Raw genomic sequence first — 20,295 nt, 5'->3', positions numbered from 1 at the left:
ATCAATAATATCTGTAAGTCTTCATACACATGATTTGTACGAAGAGATAAAAAAATTTTCCACTCAATATAATCAAGCATTATTATAGAGGATTGACTGCCATATACAGAATTATTATCAGCACGATTAGCTAAAATTATATGTTGTTTAAACTACATTTTAAAATCACGAGTCTTACTGTCAATTAAAAATCATCAAAATATCAAGATTTCATATTAAAAATTTGATTAACTGCAAAAAACGTTACATAGTCAAAATCCGCATTGAAGAACGGTTCTAACCGAAAATGATCCAGAGAAATTCCCTTAACTGATTTATATCTACGCTAAAACCCTGATCCCCAAGCTCAAAGGTTCATGTTAATGTGTTGCAGTTAATAAACGCAAAGTCACAGCAAGACAAGTTTAACTTAGGAGGAATAAGTGATTTCAAACGACACAAAATTCCCGGAATTAACAAACTCTTGCTACATAGTTGCTTTAAAAATCGGACGCATGAATCAAAGATATTTGTGGACTATTGTTGCCCTGTTTCTGACTACTGTGGGTACGCCTTCAGTCGGTCACACTCAAAGTACTACGGCAAAGGAACCTACTCCAGTTACTCCCCAATCATCAGGTGATGATGCCGTTAAAGTAGGAGAGTTTTTGCGGTTAGGCGTAGCAGAAACCCAAACCCCAGCAGGGAATGTGATCACAAACATTCATTCTCACGACATTGGAGGTCGTAAAGCAGCAACTCTGTTTATCAAAGATATACCAGTTCTCACCTTTTTGAGTTCTCAGCCATTAGAAAGTGGTGATACCAAAGTTGGTGTAATTGGAGATAATAAAGAACAACAGTCCCACACCCTAATTGCAGATAACTCAGCTAAGTTAAACAGTGTAGGGAATTTGACGAATGGGAAAAACCCAAAAAAAGCCCTTCATGATGACCCAGTTTATCGAGCTAGTTTAATAGCAGCCAGTATTAACCAGATAGTCCGCAACAGTGAAGACGCGGAAAAAATTACCGTCAGTTGGAAGGGTGAGGGCAAATCTACAGCCAATCAAGCCCAGAACAAAAATACCTCTGTCCAACCACAGCCAAAAGAACGGTATACGATCAAAATTAATGACCAAGAATTGGTGGAAATCAATCAAAAAACCATACTAGCAGGAACCACCAAAAATCTGGCAGAAGATGCATTGCAAGCCACCAATCGCTTACGGAGACTGATTGGTAATGCCTCTCCCATCAATGAAATTACTGGCTTACCAGAACCCGCTACAATTTCTCTGCCACAGCCAGCACAGCAAATTGCTAACAAAAGACGAGGTATTCTCCAAGGTATAGCTTCCTTTTACGGACGCGGCTTCGCTGGTAGACCCACTGCTACAGGGGAAAGATTTAATCCAGAAGCCATGACTGCTGCCCATCGTACCTTACCTTTTGGCACAAGGGTTCGGGTCACCAACACCCGCAATGGTCGTTCCGTTGTGGTACGAATCAATGACCGAGGGCCATTCATTCGTGGTCGCATTATCGATGTGTCTACTGGTGCGGCTCGTAGTTTAGGTATGATCAGAAGTGGTGTAGCACCAGTGAAGGTGGAAGTGATCGGGCGATAACCCTTGAGAGTATAACAATGGGGACAAAGAGGACAAGGCACATTCTTCACCGCCCAGTCCCCTGTCCCCTACTCTTCGGGATGTTACGCATTAAGCGCCGCTATTTCTTAGGCTTTATGATTACGCTTCGAACAAGCCCATTTCCCATTCTCCTCTTTGAGATATAAACTAACGAGGAAGAGGGTTAGAAAGAACTAGGGGTATTTTGTGCGCCTGCTGACAACAGTTGTGGCTTTACGCTGCTATTTAACTCAACGCTGTTTAGAACATCAGCTGAGGGTTTCAGAAGATTTGGGATTAGATGATACCACTAGCTGGTACCAGACGGCTATCGGTTTGGTTCCTACTATGGGAGGATTACATCAAGGTCATCTTAGTCTGATCAAAAGAGCTAGGCAGGAAAATTCTACGGTGATTGTCAGTATTTTCGTCAATCCGTTGCAATTTGGTCCTCATGAGGATTATGAACTTTATCCCCGTAGTTTAGCGCTAGACCAAGAACTCTGTATGGAAGCAGGGGTAGATGCGATTTTTGCTCCTACTCCGGAGGAAATGGGTGTTTCTCAGAAAAGTCTACAAGATTCTCAAGTTACACAAGTCACGCCTCCATCTGCTATGATGTTAGGTTTGTGTGGTCGCTCCCGGATAGGTCATTTTCAGGGTGTGGCAACGATTGTCACCAAGCTTTTGAATTTGGTAAAACCTGAGCGAGCCTATTTTGGACAAAAAGATGGTCAACAACTGGCTATTATTAGACGGCTGGTGGGTGATTTGAATTTGTCCGTGGAGATTGTTGCTTGTCCAACGGTGCGGGAAGCGTCGGGTTTGGCGTTAAGTTCTCGTAACCAATATTTGACTGCACAAGAAAAAGAGCAAGCAGCAATTTTATATCAAGGTTTGCGGGCTAGTTTAGCAGCATTCAAGGCAGGTGTTCGTGATTGCAGCGAGCTGATAGCCGTAGTACAGAGAGAACTAGCGAAGGTTAGTCCTTTAATTGTGGAATATATTGAATTGGTTAAACCGAATACGTTAATGGCTTTAGAAACAGTTGAGGAGGAAGGAATGCTGGCGATCGCAGCTCATCTAGGTGCGACACGTTTGATTGATAATATCATTTTGAGCGATCGTCAACCCATCATCGCCATCGATGGCCCCGCAGGTGCCGGCAAATCTACAGTGGCTCGTCAAGTAGCTAATCAGTTAGGTCTAGTGTATCTAGATACAGGTGCTATGTATCGCGCTGTGACTTGGTTGGTGCTAGAAAAAGGTATTGCTGTTACTGATGAATGTGCGATCTCTGAATTACTCAGTCAGTGTGATATTGAACTTACCCCCAGCCAGGATCTAAAATCTCCCGTCAGAGTTTGGGTTAATGGTACTGATATCACCCAAGAAATTCGCACCATTGAAGTCACCTCTCAAGTATCCGTCATTGCCGCCCAAAGCGCTGTCCGTCAAGCACTCGTTAAACAACAGCAAAACTGGGGTAAAAAAGGTGGCTTAGTCGCCGAAGGTCGAGACATTGGCACTCATGTCTTCCCCGATGCCGAACTTAAGGTATTCTTAACCGCCTCAGTCGATGAACGCGCCCATCGTCGTCAGCAAGACTTTCAAAAACAGGGTCAGCCCGCAGTAGATTTAGAGCAACTCAAACGCGATATTTCCCAACGTGACTTAAAAGACAGCACTCGTAAAGTTTCCCCTTTACAAAAAGCAGCAGATGCAGTAGAGATTCAATCTGATGGTCTGAACATATCTGAAGTCACAGCACAAATTGTTCAACACTACCAACAACGCTTATCTCAACTCTAGTCAGACGGATTGGGGACTGGGGACTGGGTATTAGAAAGTAACAATCTTTCCCCCCTGCACCCTGCACCCTGCCCCCCTGCCTCTTCTTTCCCCCCTGCACCCTGCCCCCTGCCCCCCTGCCTCTTCTTCCCACACCTTCTGCAATTACCACAAAACTCCTGAAATACCACAGTATTTTGTCGGAATCCTCCTTTTGGTAGTAGAATGACACTGTTAAGTTTTATATCCTGTGACACTAGGAGATAAAACGCATACAGATAAAATCTGTCGTTTCCTAAGTTGTAACCACAGCTTTAACCTGGAAAACAAGAGAGGATTTCACAAAATGGCATTTACACAGCCCCCCTTACCATTCGACATGAACGCTCTAGAAGCGTATGGCATGAAAGGCGAAACCTTCGAGTATCACTATGGCAAGCATCATGCATCCTATGTGACTAACTTGAACAAACTCACCGACGGTACAGAACTGGCTGACAAGTCCCTCGAAGAAGTTATCCAAATAGCCTTTAAAGACTCCTCCAAAGCCGGAATTTTTAATAACGCCGCTCAAGTTTGGAACCACAGCTTTTTCTGGAATTGCTTAAAGCCCGCAGGTGGTGGCGCACCCACAGGTGACTTAGCAGCCAAAATTAATCAAGACTTTGGTAGCTTCGATAAATTCAAAGAAGAATTTTCTAATGCAGCTGCAACTCAATTTGGCAGTGGCTGGGCTTGGTTAGTTGATGATGGTGGTACTCTCAAGGTCATGAAAACACCTAATGCAGAGAATCCCTTAGCACATGGTAAAAAGGCACTTCTCACCTTAGACGTTTGGGAACACGCCTACTACATCGACCATAAAAATGCTCGTCCTGCTTTCATCAAAAACTTCTTAGATAAGTTAGTGAATTGGGACTTTGTGGCAGAAAATTACGCTAAAGCCTAAGATTTCAGTTTCTACTGACTTGAATACGGGCTAATTGCCAAACATTAAAAGCAGTAAAAATCAGTTAATTTAAGAATACTGCCAGCAGTCACGACTACTATCGTGGCTGTTTTTGCTTAGATACTCCTGATGGTAGGCAGCTAAGTTATGCCACACCAAAGAAACGTTATTATATAGTAACTGCCCAGGAGATTAGGACAGAAACAGATAATTAAATCCTCACAATTAGCGAGTTTCAATCCTGTTCCCTGCTATAACTCAAAGAGCATTGCTATATCTGAAAAAGCTCAAAAATATGGATAGTAACGAACTCGCACAATATCTGGAATCCACAAATAGCATTGCTAAACCTTGGCTATTGGTACAACTACGCCTGAAGAAATTACAAGAAAGCCGGGATGATATTTCAGAAGATGCTTACGCTAATCAGTTAGCAGATATCCACGAAGACTTGATGAATTTAGGTGAATGGTGGCGTGGTCTAGAAGAACAAGTTTTTTAACTCCTTGACTATGGACTATGAACTATGAACTAATGACTAATGATTAATGACTAATGACTAAATATTATGGATTATCGGGATGCTGGGGTTGATGTTGAGGCGGGTAGAGCCTTTGTAGACCAAATTCGCAATTTAGTTCACAGCACCTTTAGACCAGAAGTAATTGGTGGACTAGGTGGTTTTGGTGGTTGCTTCCAACTACCAGGGGGTTTTAAAGAACCAGTATTGGTTTCGGGAACAGATGGTGTGGGAACAAAGCTGAAAATTGCCCAGGTTCTCAACCGTCATGATACGGTGGGCATTGATTTAGTGGCTATGTGTGTTAATGATGTGCTGACATCCGGTGCAGAACCACTGTTTTTTTTAGATTATGTGGCTACAGGTAAGTTAGAACCACAGCAGCTAACTGAAGTGGTAGCGGGTATAGCTGATGGCTGTAAGCAGGCCGGTTGCGCTTTATTGGGTGGAGAAACCGCAGAAATGCCTGGTTTTTACCAAGTGGGTGAGTATGATTTGGCTGGATTTTGTGTGGGAATTGTGGAAAAAAGCCAGATGTTGGATACTTCTCAGGTAGAAATTGGCGATGTGGCGATCGCACTTCCTAGTACTGGTGTTCACAGCAACGGTTTAAGTTTAGTCCGAAAAATTGTGGACGCAAGCGGATTGGCTTGGGATGAACGCCCATCGTTATTAGGTGGTGAAACCATCGCCGAGGCTTTCCTGAAACCTACACAAATTTATGTCAAGCCCGTTTTGGCGGCGCGTCAAGCTGGGTTAGAAATTCACGGTATGGCGCATATTACAGGTGGAGGTTTACCGGAGAATTTACCCAGATGCTTAGGTAAAAATCAAAGCATTCAAATTGATCCCCAGAGTTGGACTATTCCCTCTATATTCCAGTGGTTAGCTACAGCCGGCTCGGTGAGTGCCAAGGATATGTATAATACCTTCAATATGGGAATTGGGTTTGTGCTATTAGTACCACCCCATAAAGTAGAACAGACAATGGCATTTTTTACATCACAGGATATTTCATCTGTGGCTATTGGGGAAGTGATTACAGGTTCTGGGACATTAGTCGGTTTATCTTCATAGGATCAGCACTGAAACCCCATCTCTTTGTGGGTGGGGGTTTGATAGGTTTGTTTTCTGAGTTTTCTCAGGATTTAAATATATAGTGACCTCCAAGGACGTTAGGACATAAACTGATCATAAAAGTTAGACACTGAAAGGCTTTTACCCCACTCCCTACTCCCCAGCTATATGCGGCACAATTTTTCCATCACTTGATATCTGTCATTGGAAATACTCATGTCCATCACCATTGAGATTTGCTAAGGTAGTCTTAACATATTGCAAAAATTGGCTATTAAAGTTAAGAAAATCACTACGGTCACTTTCCAGTGCTGGAGTCTTTTTCAGTTCTGAGTGTGGCGTGTTGGTGTATGGGGAATCCAGTATTTTCATTGATAAAAAGTTATGGTTGTAAATTTTGCTCGGACATCTACTTCCGCAGACATTTTAAGGCAAGTTTTCCAGAGGGTTGATGCCCAAAGTTGTCCTAAGTTATTTAATTTTCATATGCACACTGTCCACTCAGATGGCAAGTTGCAACCTAGTATATTGATGGAACAGGCGATCGCCATCGGCCTCCAAGGATTGGCTATTACAGACCACCATAATATTGGTGGGTATCAAGCAGCACAAGATTGGTTAGTAAAATATCGGCAAAATACCAGTAATAATACTCCTTCCTTGTGGAGTGGAGTAGAAATTAATGCCAAACTTTTGGATGTTGAAGTGCATATTTTGGGTTACGCCTTTGAGCCACAACATCCCAGCATGAAGCCCTATTTACAAAAAAAACCCACTACAGGTAAAGACTACCAAGCAAAGAACGTTATAGCTGCCATAGGTCAAGCCGGGGGATTGTCAGTTTTAGCTCATCCAGCTCGTTACAAGCGATCGCTTTTTGACTTAATTCCAGCAGCAGCCGAACGGGGAATTGATGGTGTCGAAGCTTTCTATGCTTACAATAACCCCAAACCTTGGACACCAAGTAAAGTAGAAACACAACAGGTACAACAGTTAGCTGGAGAATATCAACTATTTAATACCTGTGGCACTGATACCCACGGTTTAAGTCTCCTACAACGCTTGTGATATTTTCCCACACTGAACTCCAGATCCTATGGGGTATCATAGCTGCCCCAAATACCCTCAAAAAGATAAACTTGTGGAGGGAGACATCAAGCCCAAGCTCAGGAAATCTCCCATCAACATACACTGTAGAAATGGCCGTCAGTGTAGGAAATGTCGCAAAAACACTTTTAATAGTCTAAAACGATGCAAGCATCTGCTAATTTCGACTTTGAGGACGATAAATTTAACGCTCCTCCTTCTCAAATCATCCCTTGGTGTCAGATGATTAATCCTCGGTATGGTACCGATGGTATCCAGCCCCACGGTTTAGCGATTAAATTAGATAATGCTTCAGCTGTAGGCTTTCAGCCTGATGAAAATTGGCAACGGGTAGAGCATGAATTTAGCTCTGAAGTAGAAACAGTTTTTATTAGCAAGACTCCAAAGTTAGTTATAGTCCGCCGTGGTCCCTTATCTGTGAAAGACCGGGAAACGGGTAACAAACTTGGTACTCTTAAAGAAAATTACGATGCTTTTTTAGCAGATAAGCTTAAATTTAAAACCTTTACGCGCCACCTCATTTACTTAGTCGGAGAAAATAAAAAGTTTCTCCACGACTCTCCATTACAATTAACTCTGAGCGGTGTAGCCGGAGCCAGTTTCAGCAAAACCTACTGCGAATTTCAACAAGGAAGAGTCATCGGTGGATTCGTCGCTGAACTAGAAAAAGCTTATGCTGTATATCGCCAGCAACCCGTATCACCAAAAGGCCCTCTATTTCACGCTCATGGAATTTTCTCCCCAATCATTGAATGTGAAGAAAGAGGCATAGAACCAAACATTGTCATGGTAGCTTCAACTGTGGACTACAAGCATCCCACCTTTGATACATTAACTGATTACCTAATTGCTTCAGATTCTCTGGAGTCAGCGATGATCTGCAAGACTTTTGAAGAACACAAAGAGTTTGGAAAGGAATCTATCAAAATAGAAGCACCCAAAATGGCTCCGGTTGGTGTTTCTAGTTCTTATATTTATGCAGATGAAGATGATTATCCACCTTACTAGGGAGTAGGGATTGGGTATTGGGGATTGGGTATTGGGGATTGGGTATTGGGTATTGGGTATTGGGTATTGGGTATTTGAGAATCTTTAGCCTTACCTCTTATTCCCACACCTCCCACACTCCCCACACTCCCCACACTCCCCACACTCCCCACACTCCCCACACTTCCCACACTTAATTTTTCAAGAGTAAGTAATATAGTGTCCCATTACCACCTGTAACACCTGCGCGATCGCCTGCGACTTTACCTGAACCCATGAAATAATCAACCCTTCCCGGTCCTTTGATGGCGCTACCTGTATCCTGGTCGAGAACAAAGCGGCTGACAGTGCGATATTCTAGCTGACCATTGCTGGTGACGTAAGGAAATGAGGTATGAACCAATGCTAGTGCGCCCGGAGGCATGAGGGATTTATCTGTAGCTATAGAACGCTCGGCTGTGACTGGGACATTTATACTCCCAGTGGCTGGTCTCCCGGCTTTTTCTTGGAAGAAAACAAACCTTTCCCAGCGCGGGAGATAATTATTCATTTCCTGGGGCTGGGTCTGGAAAAAGTTAATGATACCGGGCATATTTAATTGATTGGCAGCTAACTTGCCATCTTTCGATAGTTGTCCACCGATACTAGTCCAGGGGTAATCTGTACCACCGGCAAATCCCACAGAGGTTTTTGTGCCATCAGTTAACTCAATTTGGGCAGAACCTTGGATCTGTATCATGTATGCGTCGAAGCGATCGCGGAACCAGAGCATTTCTAAACCGCGTAACTTGCTTCTGTCCCCTAGTAAACCGTCTGCACCTTCCAAATCAAGCCGTTTAGGGTGAGGTTTAGCCCATTTATCTAAATCCGGTGGTCGTCGATAGATGGGATACTTATATTCTTCAGTCCTGATCCGGCTAGCAGTATAAATAGGCTCGTAATAAGCAGTAAATTTAACAGTACCCTTGCCATCATTACCCACAGACTTGTAGAAGGTAAACTCTTCACGGACAGCAGCTTGCAGTTCGGCTGGAGATGTGGAATTGACAACTAGTTGGCGAAACCGAATCAAACTCCGACGCACGCGATCATGAGTAATTTCCCTGATGGGATACTTTTGATAGATAGCGATCGCACTATTTTTTTGTAAGTAACTTAAACTATGGTCAATAGCAGTCAACAAAGCCTGGCGATCGCCAGATTGACCCATTTGCTCCCAAAGTTGCTCATCCCAACCCAAGCAACCGTGACTGGGAGTACAGTTATTCCCCAGATTCATCGGTTGAAGGGGTGCTGAAGGCTGTACTTGCGAAGGTCTAGGTGGGAATGCTGGTGGAACAGGTGTTTGGACTGGTGGTGAAACTTGTCGATTGATTGGTGGTGGAACTTGTATTCGGACTGGTGTTTGGACTGGTGGTGGAACTGGTCGATTGATTGGCGGTGGAACTGGTCGATAAATTGGTGGTGGAACTGGTTCATTTACTCGTATTCGGACTGGTGGTAAAACTTGTCGATTGATTGGTACAGGGATGACCACCTGAGCCATAGATGGTTGGACTCGTGTGTTAACTTGTCGATAAATTGATACAGGGATGACAACATCAGCCATAGCCGACGACGCATTATGACTCAACGCCATTCCCAAACTCAACGAAACCAAAGCAAGGCTTTTTTTCATAATCTTATTCAATATCTCAGCTACTTACGTAGTTACCTTTAAAGGTTGATTGTTTAAATTTACAATTGGAACAAACATAACCATCCGATTCTTGAAACTCCCTAATTGCAAGGGTTTCATTATCTGTTTCTGCCCTAACCTCCTTAAAGGCTGCTATAAATCTTCCCCTGAATAGATTCAGGGGATTCTCAGTCATAGCGTTATGCACTTGCATTGGGTATGGGGTTCTTGTATCTCACTTAACCAAGAACCGCTATCAGGATGTGTGGAGGATGATAAAGATCCTCGCCTTTAGACCGGGGTTAGTGACTTAGTTGAATCTTTCAACACTAGAACTAAATACTGGTTCTACCCGAATTGCCACAATTCGATTCGGACGTACTACTAAGTATTCCTGATCAATATTCTTGATGGGTACGTTAATCAATTCATTAGAATCAAACTTTGGCATCAGCGAACTGCTATACCATTTTTGAAAATCTGGAAACGTAGGAAAACGTACTTCTTCGCGGTGACCACCTTCTAGTAAGATGTGTACTGCAAACTCATTTGGTGTTCTCGGCATTACATCGAATCATTTAAAACATACCCCATTCATTGTTAACCAGTTAACCCCAGATGAAAAGGGTAGGCATACGTAGCCAAAAAAATACCTTGGCATAATTGACCAGTCCTTAACCCATTTCTCTTCGCTTTTGACTCTAGACGGCCTTGACTTTTTCCAGTTCCCTAAAAATTTAGTGAACTGTTTTCACCTCGATGAGAAATTAGTACTGTTGAGGCCCCTTAGCATCACATTCTTTCTTCAAGCACCGTTCCAGAAGACCCACACGCCAGCTATGAGCAAAACGACGAGGATTCAATTCTAATTTAGAATCGCGGCTGAATAACGGTTGATTCAGATACTGCCAAACAGGAAATTTAATCTTGTTATTTTGTGCGGACATAGGAGGAACAAATTAGTATAAAAGCTTGGGGGCAGAGTAGTTGGCAAGTTGTGTGAGAATAGCCAGATACTGACTTCCTAATTTAAGATGACACGATATGTATTCACTTGTCCTGGTGGCAATTGCGGAATTTTACCTAACTATTTCTGTCATATTTGCTAGACTCAACATAACTATCAAAGTTCCTAATGAAAAAGACCATTTCAGGGTAAAAATTTGTATTTATTAGAGTTTACAAAGAATTTTTTTGAGTTAAATTAGATCGATTCGGCAAATGTTTAGGTACAGATAGGAACAGCTAAGGACGTTAGAAGATAAACTGATCATAAAAGTTAGACGGTAAAAGGCTTCCAGTCCTTAATTATATAAAAAGACTCCCACCTCATGAAACTATGGAAGGAGTCTTTCCATAAAGATTAATAGTTGAGGGTTAATTGCTCAAATTAAGCTATTAATCATTTAATAATGAGTACCTGTTTTACGATGGTTGATGGCAGTAACAGCATCAGGTTTGATTAATTTGCCGTTGTCAACAGTGGCATAAATGACCCAGTGATCTCCACATTCCATCCGTTCGTTGACTGAGCATTCAATATAAGCTATGGCATCTGTGAGAATTGTACAGCCATTATCTGCAACTGTGGTGTTAAAGTTGCTAAATCTCTCTTCTCCAGGGGTAAAGTTTTTGCGGAAATGTTTAGTGTATTCTAAATGATTGCCTTCTTCCAGGATATTTAAGGCAAATTTACTCCCAGGATACATTAGGGATTCTATGGCTCGCTCCTTGGCGATCGCCACCGTTAGACCTGGAGGATTAAAGGTAGCTTGAGATACCCAAGAGCCTAACATCCCCGTAGACACATCACCTTGTTTAGCGGAGATGACACAAACTGAACCCACAATCCTACCCACAGCTTGTTCCATAGGCGTAGCGGATTGTTGTGGTAAACGCACTTTTGTAGCTTTTTTCAAGGTCTGAGCAAAATCTGTCCCCACTTCTTCACAGAATTTCAGGGTGACATCATCGGGTTTAAACTTAACTTTGAGAGTATCAAATCCAAAGCGATAACCAGCATCTCGCAGTTTACCCTCAATTAAATCAAAGGCTTCTCCACTCCAACCGTAGGAACCAAAAACCCCTGCGAGTTTGCTGCTATCACCAACTGTTAGCACGATCCCCAAAGCAGTATGAATGGGAGTGGGTGCATGACCGCCAATAGTGGGAGAACCAATCACAAAACCATCACACTGTTGTATAGCAGCGCGGATTTCATCAGGAGTAGCAAATTCGCAGTTGATTGATTGCACTGCGGCTCCACCTTTAGTTAATCCCAAAGCCATCGCTTGGGCTAAAATCGCTGTATTGCCATAGGCTGAGGCATAGAGTAAAGCTACAGATATTTCCCGATCTTTGAGAGCATTGCTCCATTCTGCGTAGGCTTTGGTCAGTTCTATTAAGCCAGTACGTACCAATGGCCCATGACCCGGCGCATACATTCTCACCTGAAAATCTGATATTTTCTCCAAACCTGCTTCTACGTGTTGAGCTTGGGGAGCCATCAGACAGTTGTAGTAATAACGCTGGTCTTCTTTTAATGGTTCGGGATGATCATCAAAGACCTCATCCCCACAAACATGAGAGCCGAAGAGCTTATCTGTGTAGAGAATTTGGGTTTGCTGGTCGTAGGTACAAAGTCCATCCGGCCAACGGGGACTGGGAATAGGCAAGAATTTAAAAACGTGACCTTTACCTAAATCTAGGGTTTCTTTCCCCCGCATGACTAAAATTTCTAATGCGTTATTTGGGAAAGCATTACGCAAGTTAGTTGCAGCAGGGAGAGAGCAAACAAAAGTTACCTGTGGTGCTATTTCTAGAAGTGCTTTGAGAGTTGGGACGCGGTTGGGACTAAAGTGACCCAAAATCACATAATCCAACTTTTTCAAGTTGATGGTTTGCTGTAATGACTGGAGATAAATTTCTGTGTAGGTTTCACCAGGTGGGTCAATAATTGCGGTTTTATCGCCTTCAATTACATAACAATTGGAGGTAGTACCTTTTTCTCGTGCGTATTCAATCTCAAACCGTAGGCGTGACCAACTACGCGCTCTAATCAATGTTGTGTTTGTGGCGATCGCAAGAACTTGTACGTCACGGGGTTTGGAATTGTTCATAGATTTTTAGTTAAGAAGTGTGGAAAAAACATGGAAAATTAAATCAGTAACCAGTGAACATTACGCAGGTTGATAACTGTTCACTGATCACTGTTCACTGAATTTATTAGTAGTAGTTACCTACTTTGCGATGGCGAACTGCTGTCACTGCATCGGCTTTGGAAACGCGACCTTCTTGAACGGTGCAGTATAGTAACCAGTGATCGCTGCATTCCATGCTTTTTTGGACTTCACATTCCATGTATGCTAGAGCATCGCTGAGAATGGGAGAACCGTTTTTGGCGGTTTGGGTTTTGACTCCAGCAAATCTGTCAGCACCGGGGAGGAGGCGCTTGAGAAATTGCTTTTTCAGTTCTTGATAATTTCCTTCTTCGAGGACGTTGAGAACGAAGCGATCGCCAATTTGCATTAAGGAATCAATGGCGCGGTCTTTGGCGACAGCAATGGTAAATCCTAATGGTTGTAAGCTGGCTTGGGCGACCCAGGAGGCTAACATGGCACTTTTGACATGAGCTTTTTGGGTGGTGACTATATATAGTCCGTTGCTAATCCGCCCCAAGGCTTTTTCCATGTTGACATCAAGGGATTTGATCTGCTTGATGTTGCGTTCCCGCATGAGCAATTGTCCCAAGTCGATCCCGGCTTCTTGACACATTTGGAATGTGTTACCTGTGGGAGCTTCTTTAATCCGAATGGCGGGGAAGGCTTCTTTTACACCCAAGTCGATAAATTTCCGCCGCAGGGTATCAATGGGTTCGTCGTCACCGCCGTAACATTCAAATAAGCCTACTAGTTGCTTGTTTTTGGCTACGGATAGTAAGGAACTGATTCCCGCTTGGGCTGGAAGAGCATCAGATGGGGGCATTCCGATGATCAGTCCACTGGCTCTCCCGGCTAGTTCTTGGATTTCCTGGGGTTCGGCTGTGCTGATATCAAGGACTTCTACTCCGACTCCGGTTTTTTGGATACCTTCGGCGATCGCTAAACCGAGTTGATCGCTATATCCGTATTCGGAAACATAAAATAAACCAACGGTGGTTTCGGTTTTGGTTTGTCTTTGGCTCCAACTTTGGTAGCACTCGGTTAATATGTCTAAGTGATGGTAAAGTATTGGACCATGACCGTTGGCAATCATGTTAATTTTGCCCAGTTCCCCCATTCTCTTCATGGCGCTCAGTAGTGAACGAGCGTTGGGACCCATGAGACAGTCATAGTAAAATCTAAAGTCGGCTTCAATCGCTTCTAAGTCTTCGTCAAAGGTGCGATCGTCACAGAAGTGCATCCCAAAAGCATCACAGGTGAATAGGGTTTTGGTTTTGCGGTCGAAGCTGAAGATGGTATCTGGCCAGTGCAGGTTGGGCGCACTCACAAATTCCATTTCGTGTCCTTTGCCAATGTTAATGCGATCGCCACTTTTCACAATCCGTTTGGAAAATGGCTCGTGTACTAAACCTTCTAAAAACTGAAGGGCAATTTTTGAGGCTAAAACCGTGGCTCTGGGTGCTAATTGTAATACGTCTTCTACTAAGCCGCTATGGTCTGGTTCTGTGTGGCTAACGATTATGTAATCAATGGTTTTGGGGTTAACAAGTCCTTTGAGTGTATCTAAATATAGTTGACGAAACTTCTGGTGGGAAGTATCAATCAAAATTGTCTGCTCGCCCCTAATTAGATATGAATTGTATGTTGTACCGTTTTGCAGTCCAAATTCAATATCAAAGCGATCTCGATCCCAATCAAGAGAGCGAATCGCGGTCGTATTAGGGGCAATTTCTACAGTCTGTATACTTAATCGGTGCTGTAAGTTTTCTGCGACCGCTACCATTATTCGTCTCCGAGCGCAAATTTTTAGTATTCTTTTTCTGCACTCATTTTCTCTCAGTTTGATATTTGAAGTTGTAATGAAGATGCTATTTCTTTAAATCAATCTTGTATTAATTATTGCGGTTTTTTAGTATTCTTTGTAACTCAAAATATATCTGATAATTTATAGTAGGGAATAGGGAGTAGGGAATAGGTAATAGGTTTTAAAATTATTTAGGATTTACGCACAAGTGATGGAATAACGAACCACAGAGACGCAGAGTACACAGAGAAATAAGGGTTTGAGAGATATTTTGCGTAAGTCCTGTTATTAATTGTCAGGGTTTACTTATCTATTTTTGTTCCCATCTCTTTGGCGGTTGATATAATATTTTGAGGTAGAATTTTTAATCCTCAATAACATTATACATATCTAGTTTATTTGACAATAATTTCGTAATGAAAACCATAGAATAGCTATTTTTAACGCAGAGTTACGCTGAGGGGTGCAAAGTCTGGATTTACAGGTTTAACGCAGAGGTTTTGTAGTAAAATATCCATGTGTACTAAGCATTTATACAAGCTCAGTGACCACCTTCTCTGCCGTAGTGACATAGTTGTAATCATGACTGAACAAAAGGGCAAAGTTTATCTAGTCGGTGCTGGCCCTGGAAATGTGGCATATCTGACGGTGAAGGCTTACAATCTCTTGACCAAGGCTCAGGTATTAATCTACGATGCTTTAGTAGATGACCAATTGTTACAGTGCATATCTCCTGAGTGTCTGCGTCTAGATGTGGGTAAGCGTGGTGGTCAACCTAGTACGCCACAAGGGGACATTAATCAGTTACTTGTGTATTACTGTTTGCTAGGAAAACAAGTGGTACGATTAAAGTCCGGTGATCCATTTATTTTTGGGCGCTGTACTGAAGAAATTCAAGCTCTGCAAGCATATAGTTGTGATTTTGAGGTGGTTCCAGGTATCTCTTCGGCTCTGGTGGCTCCTTTAATGGCTGGGATTCCTTTGACTGATCCTGTTCTCAGTCGTTGTTTTGCTGTGTTTACAGCCCATGAACCATCTCTTTTAAATTGGGATGCTTTATCTCGGTTGGAAACTTTAGTGATTTTGATGGGTGGGCGGAATCTTGCAGAGATTATACAGCAATTACTCAGGCATGGGCGATCGCCAACTACTGCTATTGCCATTATCCGTTGGGCTGGTACTCCTGAGCAACAAATTTGGATCGGTCAATTAAATAATATTTTGGCACAAACTAGAGGCGTTTCTCTCTCTCCAGTGGTAATCGTAATTGGGGAAGTGGTGAGACTATGTAATTACTTAAAACCTGAGACAATATCTTCACAGGATTCAGTTTCTCAATATCAAACCATGTTCAGCGACTTCTCTAAATCTGGCTATCTTCCCCTCGCAGGTAAAACTATCCTGGTGACACGCGCTGCTACACAATCAAGTCAATTTGGCGATCGCCTCACCGCATTGGGTGCTAATGTAATTTCTATGCCGACGTTGGAAATTGTTCCCCCTTCTAGTTGGCTAGCTTTGGATCAAGCGATCGCTAATTTAACTGATTTTCACTGGCTAATTCTCACTTCTAGCAATGGGGTAGATTACTTTTTTTCCAGATTAATCGCCCAAGGTCAAGATGTCCGCGCTTTAGCAGAGATAAAAATTGCAGTTGTTGGAGAAAAAACCGCCAAAAGTCTCCAGCAACACGGTATTAAAGCCGATTTTATTCCCCCGAATTTTGTCGCTGATTCTCTAGTAGCTCATTTCCCCGAACCACTACAAGGTAAAAAGCTGTTATTTCCCAGAGTAGAAAGTGGTGGACGGGATGTTTTAGTGCAGGAATTAACTACTCAAGGTGCTGTGGTTGTAGAAGTAGCTGCATATCAATCTCGTTGTCCCCATACTATATCAGCATCAGCCAAATTAGCTCTGCAAAATCGCACTGTGGATATTATTACTTTTGCTAGTTCTAAAACTGTCAAGTTTTTCTGTCAGCTAACACAACAAGTATTTTCCTCCAACTCAGATATAGATATTTTAGAGAATATTTGTATTGCTTCTATTGGTCCCCAAACCTCAAAAAGTTGCGTAGATTTATTGGGGCGCGTGAATGTAGAAGCTGAGGAATATACTTTAGATGGCTTAACTCAAGCCTTGATTAAATGGGTTAGTCATGGATAAACGTCTTATCGGCTTAACTGGGGGAATTGCTACAGGTAAAACCACCGTCGCCAATTATTTGGCTAGTGCTTATCATCTCCCCATTTTGGATGCAGATATCTATGCTAGGGATGCTGTAGCTATAGGTTCGCCCATTCTCAATACTATCGCGCAGCGTTATGGTGAGGATATTCTACTTGCAGATGGTAGTCTGAATCGGGAAAAACTAGGGACAATTATCTTTGCTCATCCCGATGAACGCCACTGGCTAGAAGCTTTGATTCATCCTGACGTATTGTATCGGTTTCGGGAGGCGATCGCCACATCATCCGCACCCACATTAATTTTAGTTATCCCTCTGCTATTTGAAGCCCAAATGACCGATTTAGGCACAGAAATTTGGGTAGTACGCTGTTCGGAATCACAACAACTGCAAAGATTAATCCAACGCAATCATTTAACACCAGAACAAGCCCAAGCACGCATTCATAGCCAGTTATCTCTCGAAACAAAAGCCGCCCGCGCCACTGTAGTTTTAGATAACTCCTCTACCCCAGAATCTCTACTCAAACAGGTAGATGATGCTTTTACAATGAATATGTAGATTGATAATGCCTATGTACCCCAAGTCTACCTATTCCTTGGGAACGTTACGCGAATGTAGACTAACATAAAATTAAAGTTTAAAACTCACCTGCGTGGATTTAAGCTAAGTAGTTCCGCGATGTCTCATCACTAACAATAGGTATAAATCTAGACTTTACAAACATCCTCTCAGGAATATTAAATATGTATCAGAAAATTTTAGTAGCCATAGACAAATCAGAAATAGGTGAGTCTGTCTTTGAACAAGGTGTATTTTTAGCAAAAGCTGCTGATGCTCAAATGATGATATTACACGTATTGTCTCCATTGGAAGACCCCTATATCAGCCCAGTATTTACACAACCAGATATCATGTATCCATCTGTAGCAGCCACACCTATGGGTAGTTATATGGAAGACTGGGAAAAACTCAAAAAAGAGCGCAGAGATTGGTTACAATCCTTGACAGAAACAGCAATTAATGCTGGTGTCAAAACTGAGTTTACCCAAAATCTTGGTGATGCTGGGAGGCTAATTTGTGAAGTAGCGAGTAATTGGCCGGCTGATTTAATTCTCGCTGGTCGTCGTGGTCGTACCGGCTTAAGTGAATTTTTCCTTGGTAGTGTCAGCAATTATGTTTTGCACCATGCTCCTTGCTCAATGTTGATAGTACAAGGAAATATTCCTAAAAACACAGAAATTTCTGCTGAAAACTAGCTGCTTCTCTTTGTGACTATTCAAAATTGCCGAATCCTGGGATCTTACACTGGGATTCTTTTATCTGTTACTAAACTTGATAGTTATATGTAAATTTTGATGAAATTTACCACCATCCTCAGCCTGGAACTTATAACTTTAATTAGAATCTGTATTAGTAACAAACTTTATTAACTTGCTATGTCTACACCTTGATTATTCATGGCTTACGCAAATAGAGAGTAGACAGTAGGAAAATGTTTTAGTGGTACTGGTCTTTATTGCTATTGCACCTTTTTTTACGTTTAATTGGCTATTTTAATTAACATCCGGATATCTACTATGTACATTAATGAGAATTATTAATCATAGGACTTACGCATAATCTACATTTTCTTGGCGCTCTTGGCGGTATGCGCTACGCGAAGGATAAATCAATATTTTTGGCAATTGTTGCCTAAGTCCTGTAATCACTAAGTCATTAAGGATTGTAAAAATAATCGTACTTTTACAAGTTTTTATAACTTTTTACATCTATAAATCAGTCCTGAAATAAATACCTATAGATTCATATTTCAAGAAAATAAGATCAGAATTTATACGGATATATTATTGAACATAAATGATTAAAATAAAATAAAGGCTCACAAAATCTTAATCACACTTAAAAAATTAGACATAGAGCAAGACAAAAGCATATCATGCCCCCAGTAGACTTATATTGTCTTCATACTTTTGCTTATCTTGCCCATCTTACTTAAATAGCATCTTGATTACTTAATAACTGCTGTATAGCTATTCTGAATATTTCAATACTTAATTCAAATTAAAGGAAAAAACTATGACCGATAACGAAGTAATGATATCAAATAATATACTTGATGAATTTAAGAATTGTACAGAACTGCAATACAATGGTTATTTAAATATAAAAAGTCATAAAGGAAACCAATGGACTTTTTATTATCGTCTAGGAAGAATAGTTTGGGGAACAGGTGGAACTCACCCTTTTCGGCGCTGGCGGCGAAATATGGCGCAATATTGTCCTCAAATTGATATCGATAAGTTAAATTTACGCCGAGAAGACATAGAACTGAATTACTGGGATTATCGCATCCTGGAAATTTTGTACAAAAGAAAAAAAATTAACCGCGAACAGATTCATGCTTTTGTAGAAAACACCATAGCAGAATTATTGTTTGATTTAGCTCAACAAACAAACTTTATTTCTGCAAGTTGTTCTCGCCACCAAGACGTTGTTTTAGAAACACCAATGAGTTTCACCAGTGCAAACGTCTCCATGAAACAAATGGAAGCAACCTGGAAAGTTTGGTCGGAAGCTGGTTTGGCTAGTTTTTCTCCAGACTTAGCACCAGTGCTGCGGAAACCAGAACAACTCCGCCAGAATGTCAGTGAAGCTGTCTACAAAAACTTTGTTAGTTTAATTAACGGTAAATATACCCTACGAGATTTAGCAGCCAAAATGAAGCAGGGTATTGTTCCTGTTACCCGTTCACTGCTGCCTTATATTCTCAAAGGTATTATTGAACTGGTGGAATTACCTGATTTGCCCTTATCAATTGCAAAAGTTAAAAGCAACCCTACTTCTCAGCAAGCACAAAAATCAACTGCACCATTAGTAGCTTGTATAGATGATAGTCCCCAGGTTTGTAAGATCCTAGAGGAAATTATGACCTCACATGGACTGAGATTTATAAAAATTGAAGATGCTATCCAAGCTTTACCAACTCTGATTCAAAATAAGCCAGACTTAATTTTTTTAGATTTAGTTATGCCCATCGCTAATGGTTATGAAATCTGTGCTCAGTTGCGCCGAATTTCAGCCTTTGCCGATACACCTGTGATTATTTTAACAGGTAATGATGGTCTTTTAGATCGAGTCCGAGCTAAAGTTGTCGGGGCTACAGATTTCATGACTAAGCCTGTAGCCTCAGATAAGGTGATGAACGTAGTGCGTAAATATTTGCCGGTCAAGGTGACAAAACTACCGCAAACCAAACCACAAACCAATCAAAATCTATCTTATTTAAAGGTTTCTCATTAAAGTCTGGTATTGATGATATTTGATAAAAATTACCTTGTGAAAATTCGTTGATGATTTGGGCTAAGTTCTTGAGAAATAATCTCTGATGATAACGGAAATATTCAAATTAGAAGCGTTTTA

At 41.7% G+C, this 20,295-nt stretch carries 18 protein-coding genes; 11 read left to right on the top strand and 7 right to left on the bottom strand.

Annotation, left to right across the window (positions count from 1 at the left end; genetic code table 11):
• Positions 1 to 494 precede the first annotated feature (494 nt).
• The 5 genes from VB620_RS00430 to purM all read left to right on the top strand — a co-directional run bounded on the left by VB620_RS00430 (position 495) and on the right by purM (position 5,947).
• Positions 495 to 1,610 (top strand): septal ring lytic transglycosylase RlpA family protein, encoded by a 1,116-nt coding sequence (locus VB620_RS00430; RefSeq protein ID WP_323194379.1) that lies wholly within the window; start codon positions 495 to 497, stop codon positions 1,608 to 1,610.
• 207 nt (positions 1,611 to 1,817) lie between these two features.
• Positions 1,818 to 3,422 (top strand): bifunctional pantoate--beta-alanine ligase/(d)CMP kinase, encoded by a 1,605-nt coding sequence (locus VB620_RS00425; protein WP_323194149.1) that lies wholly within the window; start codon positions 1,818 to 1,820, stop codon positions 3,420 to 3,422.
• Between the two features lie 325 nt (positions 3,423 to 3,747).
• Positions 3,748 to 4,350, top strand: a complete 603-nt coding sequence (sodB, locus tag VB620_RS00420) for a superoxide dismutase [Fe] (protein WP_323194148.1) — start codon at positions 3,748 to 3,750, stop codon at positions 4,348 to 4,350.
• 295 nt (positions 4,351 to 4,645) lie between these two features.
• Complete coding sequence (locus VB620_RS00415) at positions 4,646 to 4,852, top strand: hypothetical protein (protein WP_323194147.1); 207 nt, start codon at positions 4,646 to 4,648, stop codon at positions 4,850 to 4,852.
• Between the two features lie 66 nt (positions 4,853 to 4,918).
• A complete protein-coding gene (purM, locus tag VB620_RS00410) occupies positions 4,919 to 5,947 on the top strand; it encodes a phosphoribosylformylglycinamidine cyclo-ligase (protein WP_323194146.1) in 1,029 nt (342 codons plus the stop codon).
• Between the two features lie 201 nt (positions 5,948 to 6,148).
• On the opposite strand, the gene VB620_RS00405 is transcribed toward purM, so the two are convergent.
• Positions 6,149 to 6,319: a hypothetical protein gene (locus VB620_RS00405; protein WP_323194145.1), complete on the bottom strand. Its 171-nt coding sequence runs from the start codon at positions 6,317 to 6,319 to the stop codon at positions 6,149 to 6,151.
• A 12-nt stretch (positions 6,320 to 6,331) separates the two neighbouring features.
• On the opposite strand from VB620_RS00405, the gene VB620_RS00400 reads away from it, so the two are divergent.
• Complete coding sequence (locus tag VB620_RS00400; protein ID WP_323194144.1) at positions 6,332 to 7,015, top strand: PHP domain-containing protein; 684 nt, start codon at positions 6,332 to 6,334, stop codon at positions 7,013 to 7,015.
• A gap of 183 nt (positions 7,016 to 7,198) precedes the next feature.
• On the top strand, positions 7,199 to 8,062 hold the full coding sequence (locus tag VB620_RS00395; protein WP_323194143.1) for a DUF5895 domain-containing protein: 864 nt from the start codon (positions 7,199 to 7,201) through the stop codon (positions 8,060 to 8,062).
• Here the strand turns inward: VB620_RS00395 and VB620_RS00390 are convergent.
• The 6 genes from VB620_RS00390 to VB620_RS00365 form a co-directional block, all read right to left on the bottom strand.
• Positions 8,059 to 8,232, bottom strand: a complete 174-nt coding sequence (locus VB620_RS00390) for a hypothetical protein (protein WP_323194142.1) — start codon at positions 8,230 to 8,232, stop codon at positions 8,059 to 8,061. The genes VB620_RS00395 and VB620_RS00390 overlap by 4 nt on opposite strands.
• Before the next feature lie 2 nt (positions 8,233 to 8,234).
• The gene (gene mltA, locus VB620_RS00385; RefSeq protein WP_407674174.1) at positions 8,235 to 9,722 is read right to left on the bottom strand and encodes a murein transglycosylase A; all 1,488 of its coding nucleotides are present in this window, start codon (positions 9,720 to 9,722) and stop codon (positions 8,235 to 8,237) included.
• 307 nt (positions 9,723 to 10,029) lie between these two features.
• Entirely contained in the window at positions 10,030 to 10,284 is a 255-nt protein-coding gene (locus VB620_RS00380; RefSeq protein ID WP_323194140.1) for a hypothetical protein, read from the bottom strand.
• A 202-nt stretch (positions 10,285 to 10,486) separates the two neighbouring features.
• Entirely contained in the window at positions 10,487 to 10,666 is a 180-nt protein-coding gene (locus VB620_RS00375) for a hypothetical protein (RefSeq protein WP_323194139.1), read from the bottom strand.
• A 459-nt stretch (positions 10,667 to 11,125) separates the two neighbouring features.
• Complete coding sequence (locus VB620_RS00370) at positions 11,126 to 12,838, bottom strand: diflavin flavoprotein (RefSeq protein ID WP_323194138.1); 1,713 nt, start codon at positions 12,836 to 12,838, stop codon at positions 11,126 to 11,128.
• 106 nt (positions 12,839 to 12,944) lie between these two features.
• Positions 12,945 to 14,663 (bottom strand): diflavin flavoprotein, encoded by a 1,719-nt coding sequence (locus VB620_RS00365; RefSeq protein WP_323194137.1) that lies wholly within the window; start codon positions 14,661 to 14,663, stop codon positions 12,945 to 12,947.
• A gap of 603 nt (positions 14,664 to 15,266) precedes the next feature.
• Here VB620_RS00365 and cobA point away from each other — a divergent pair.
• From cobA to VB620_RS00345, 4 genes are all read left to right on the top strand, one after another.
• On the top strand, positions 15,267 to 16,850 hold the full coding sequence (cobA, locus tag VB620_RS00360) for a uroporphyrinogen-III C-methyltransferase (RefSeq protein ID WP_323194136.1): 1,584 nt from the start codon (positions 15,267 to 15,269) through the stop codon (positions 16,848 to 16,850).
• Positions 16,843 to 17,433: a dephospho-CoA kinase gene (coaE, locus tag VB620_RS00355; protein WP_323194135.1), complete on the top strand. Its 591-nt coding sequence runs from the start codon at positions 16,843 to 16,845 to the stop codon at positions 17,431 to 17,433. The genes cobA and coaE overlap by 8 nt, the downstream gene beginning before the upstream one ends.
• Before the next feature lie 185 nt (positions 17,434 to 17,618).
• Positions 17,619 to 18,131 (top strand): universal stress protein, encoded by a 513-nt coding sequence (locus tag VB620_RS00350; protein ID WP_323194134.1) that lies wholly within the window; start codon positions 17,619 to 17,621, stop codon positions 18,129 to 18,131.
• Between the two features lie 820 nt (positions 18,132 to 18,951).
• Positions 18,952 to 20,175, top strand: a complete 1,224-nt coding sequence (locus VB620_RS00345) for a response regulator (RefSeq protein ID WP_323194133.1) — start codon at positions 18,952 to 18,954, stop codon at positions 20,173 to 20,175.
• The last annotated feature ends 120 nt before the right edge of the window (positions 20,176 to 20,295 follow it).

The organism is Nodularia harveyana UHCC-0300 (genome assembly GCF_034931085.1).
In the GTDB taxonomy this organism is placed as follows: domain Bacteria; phylum Cyanobacteriota; class Cyanobacteriia; order Cyanobacteriales; family Nostocaceae; genus Nodularia; species Nodularia harveyana.
This window is presented reverse-complemented; position numbering and strand designations above follow the sequence as displayed.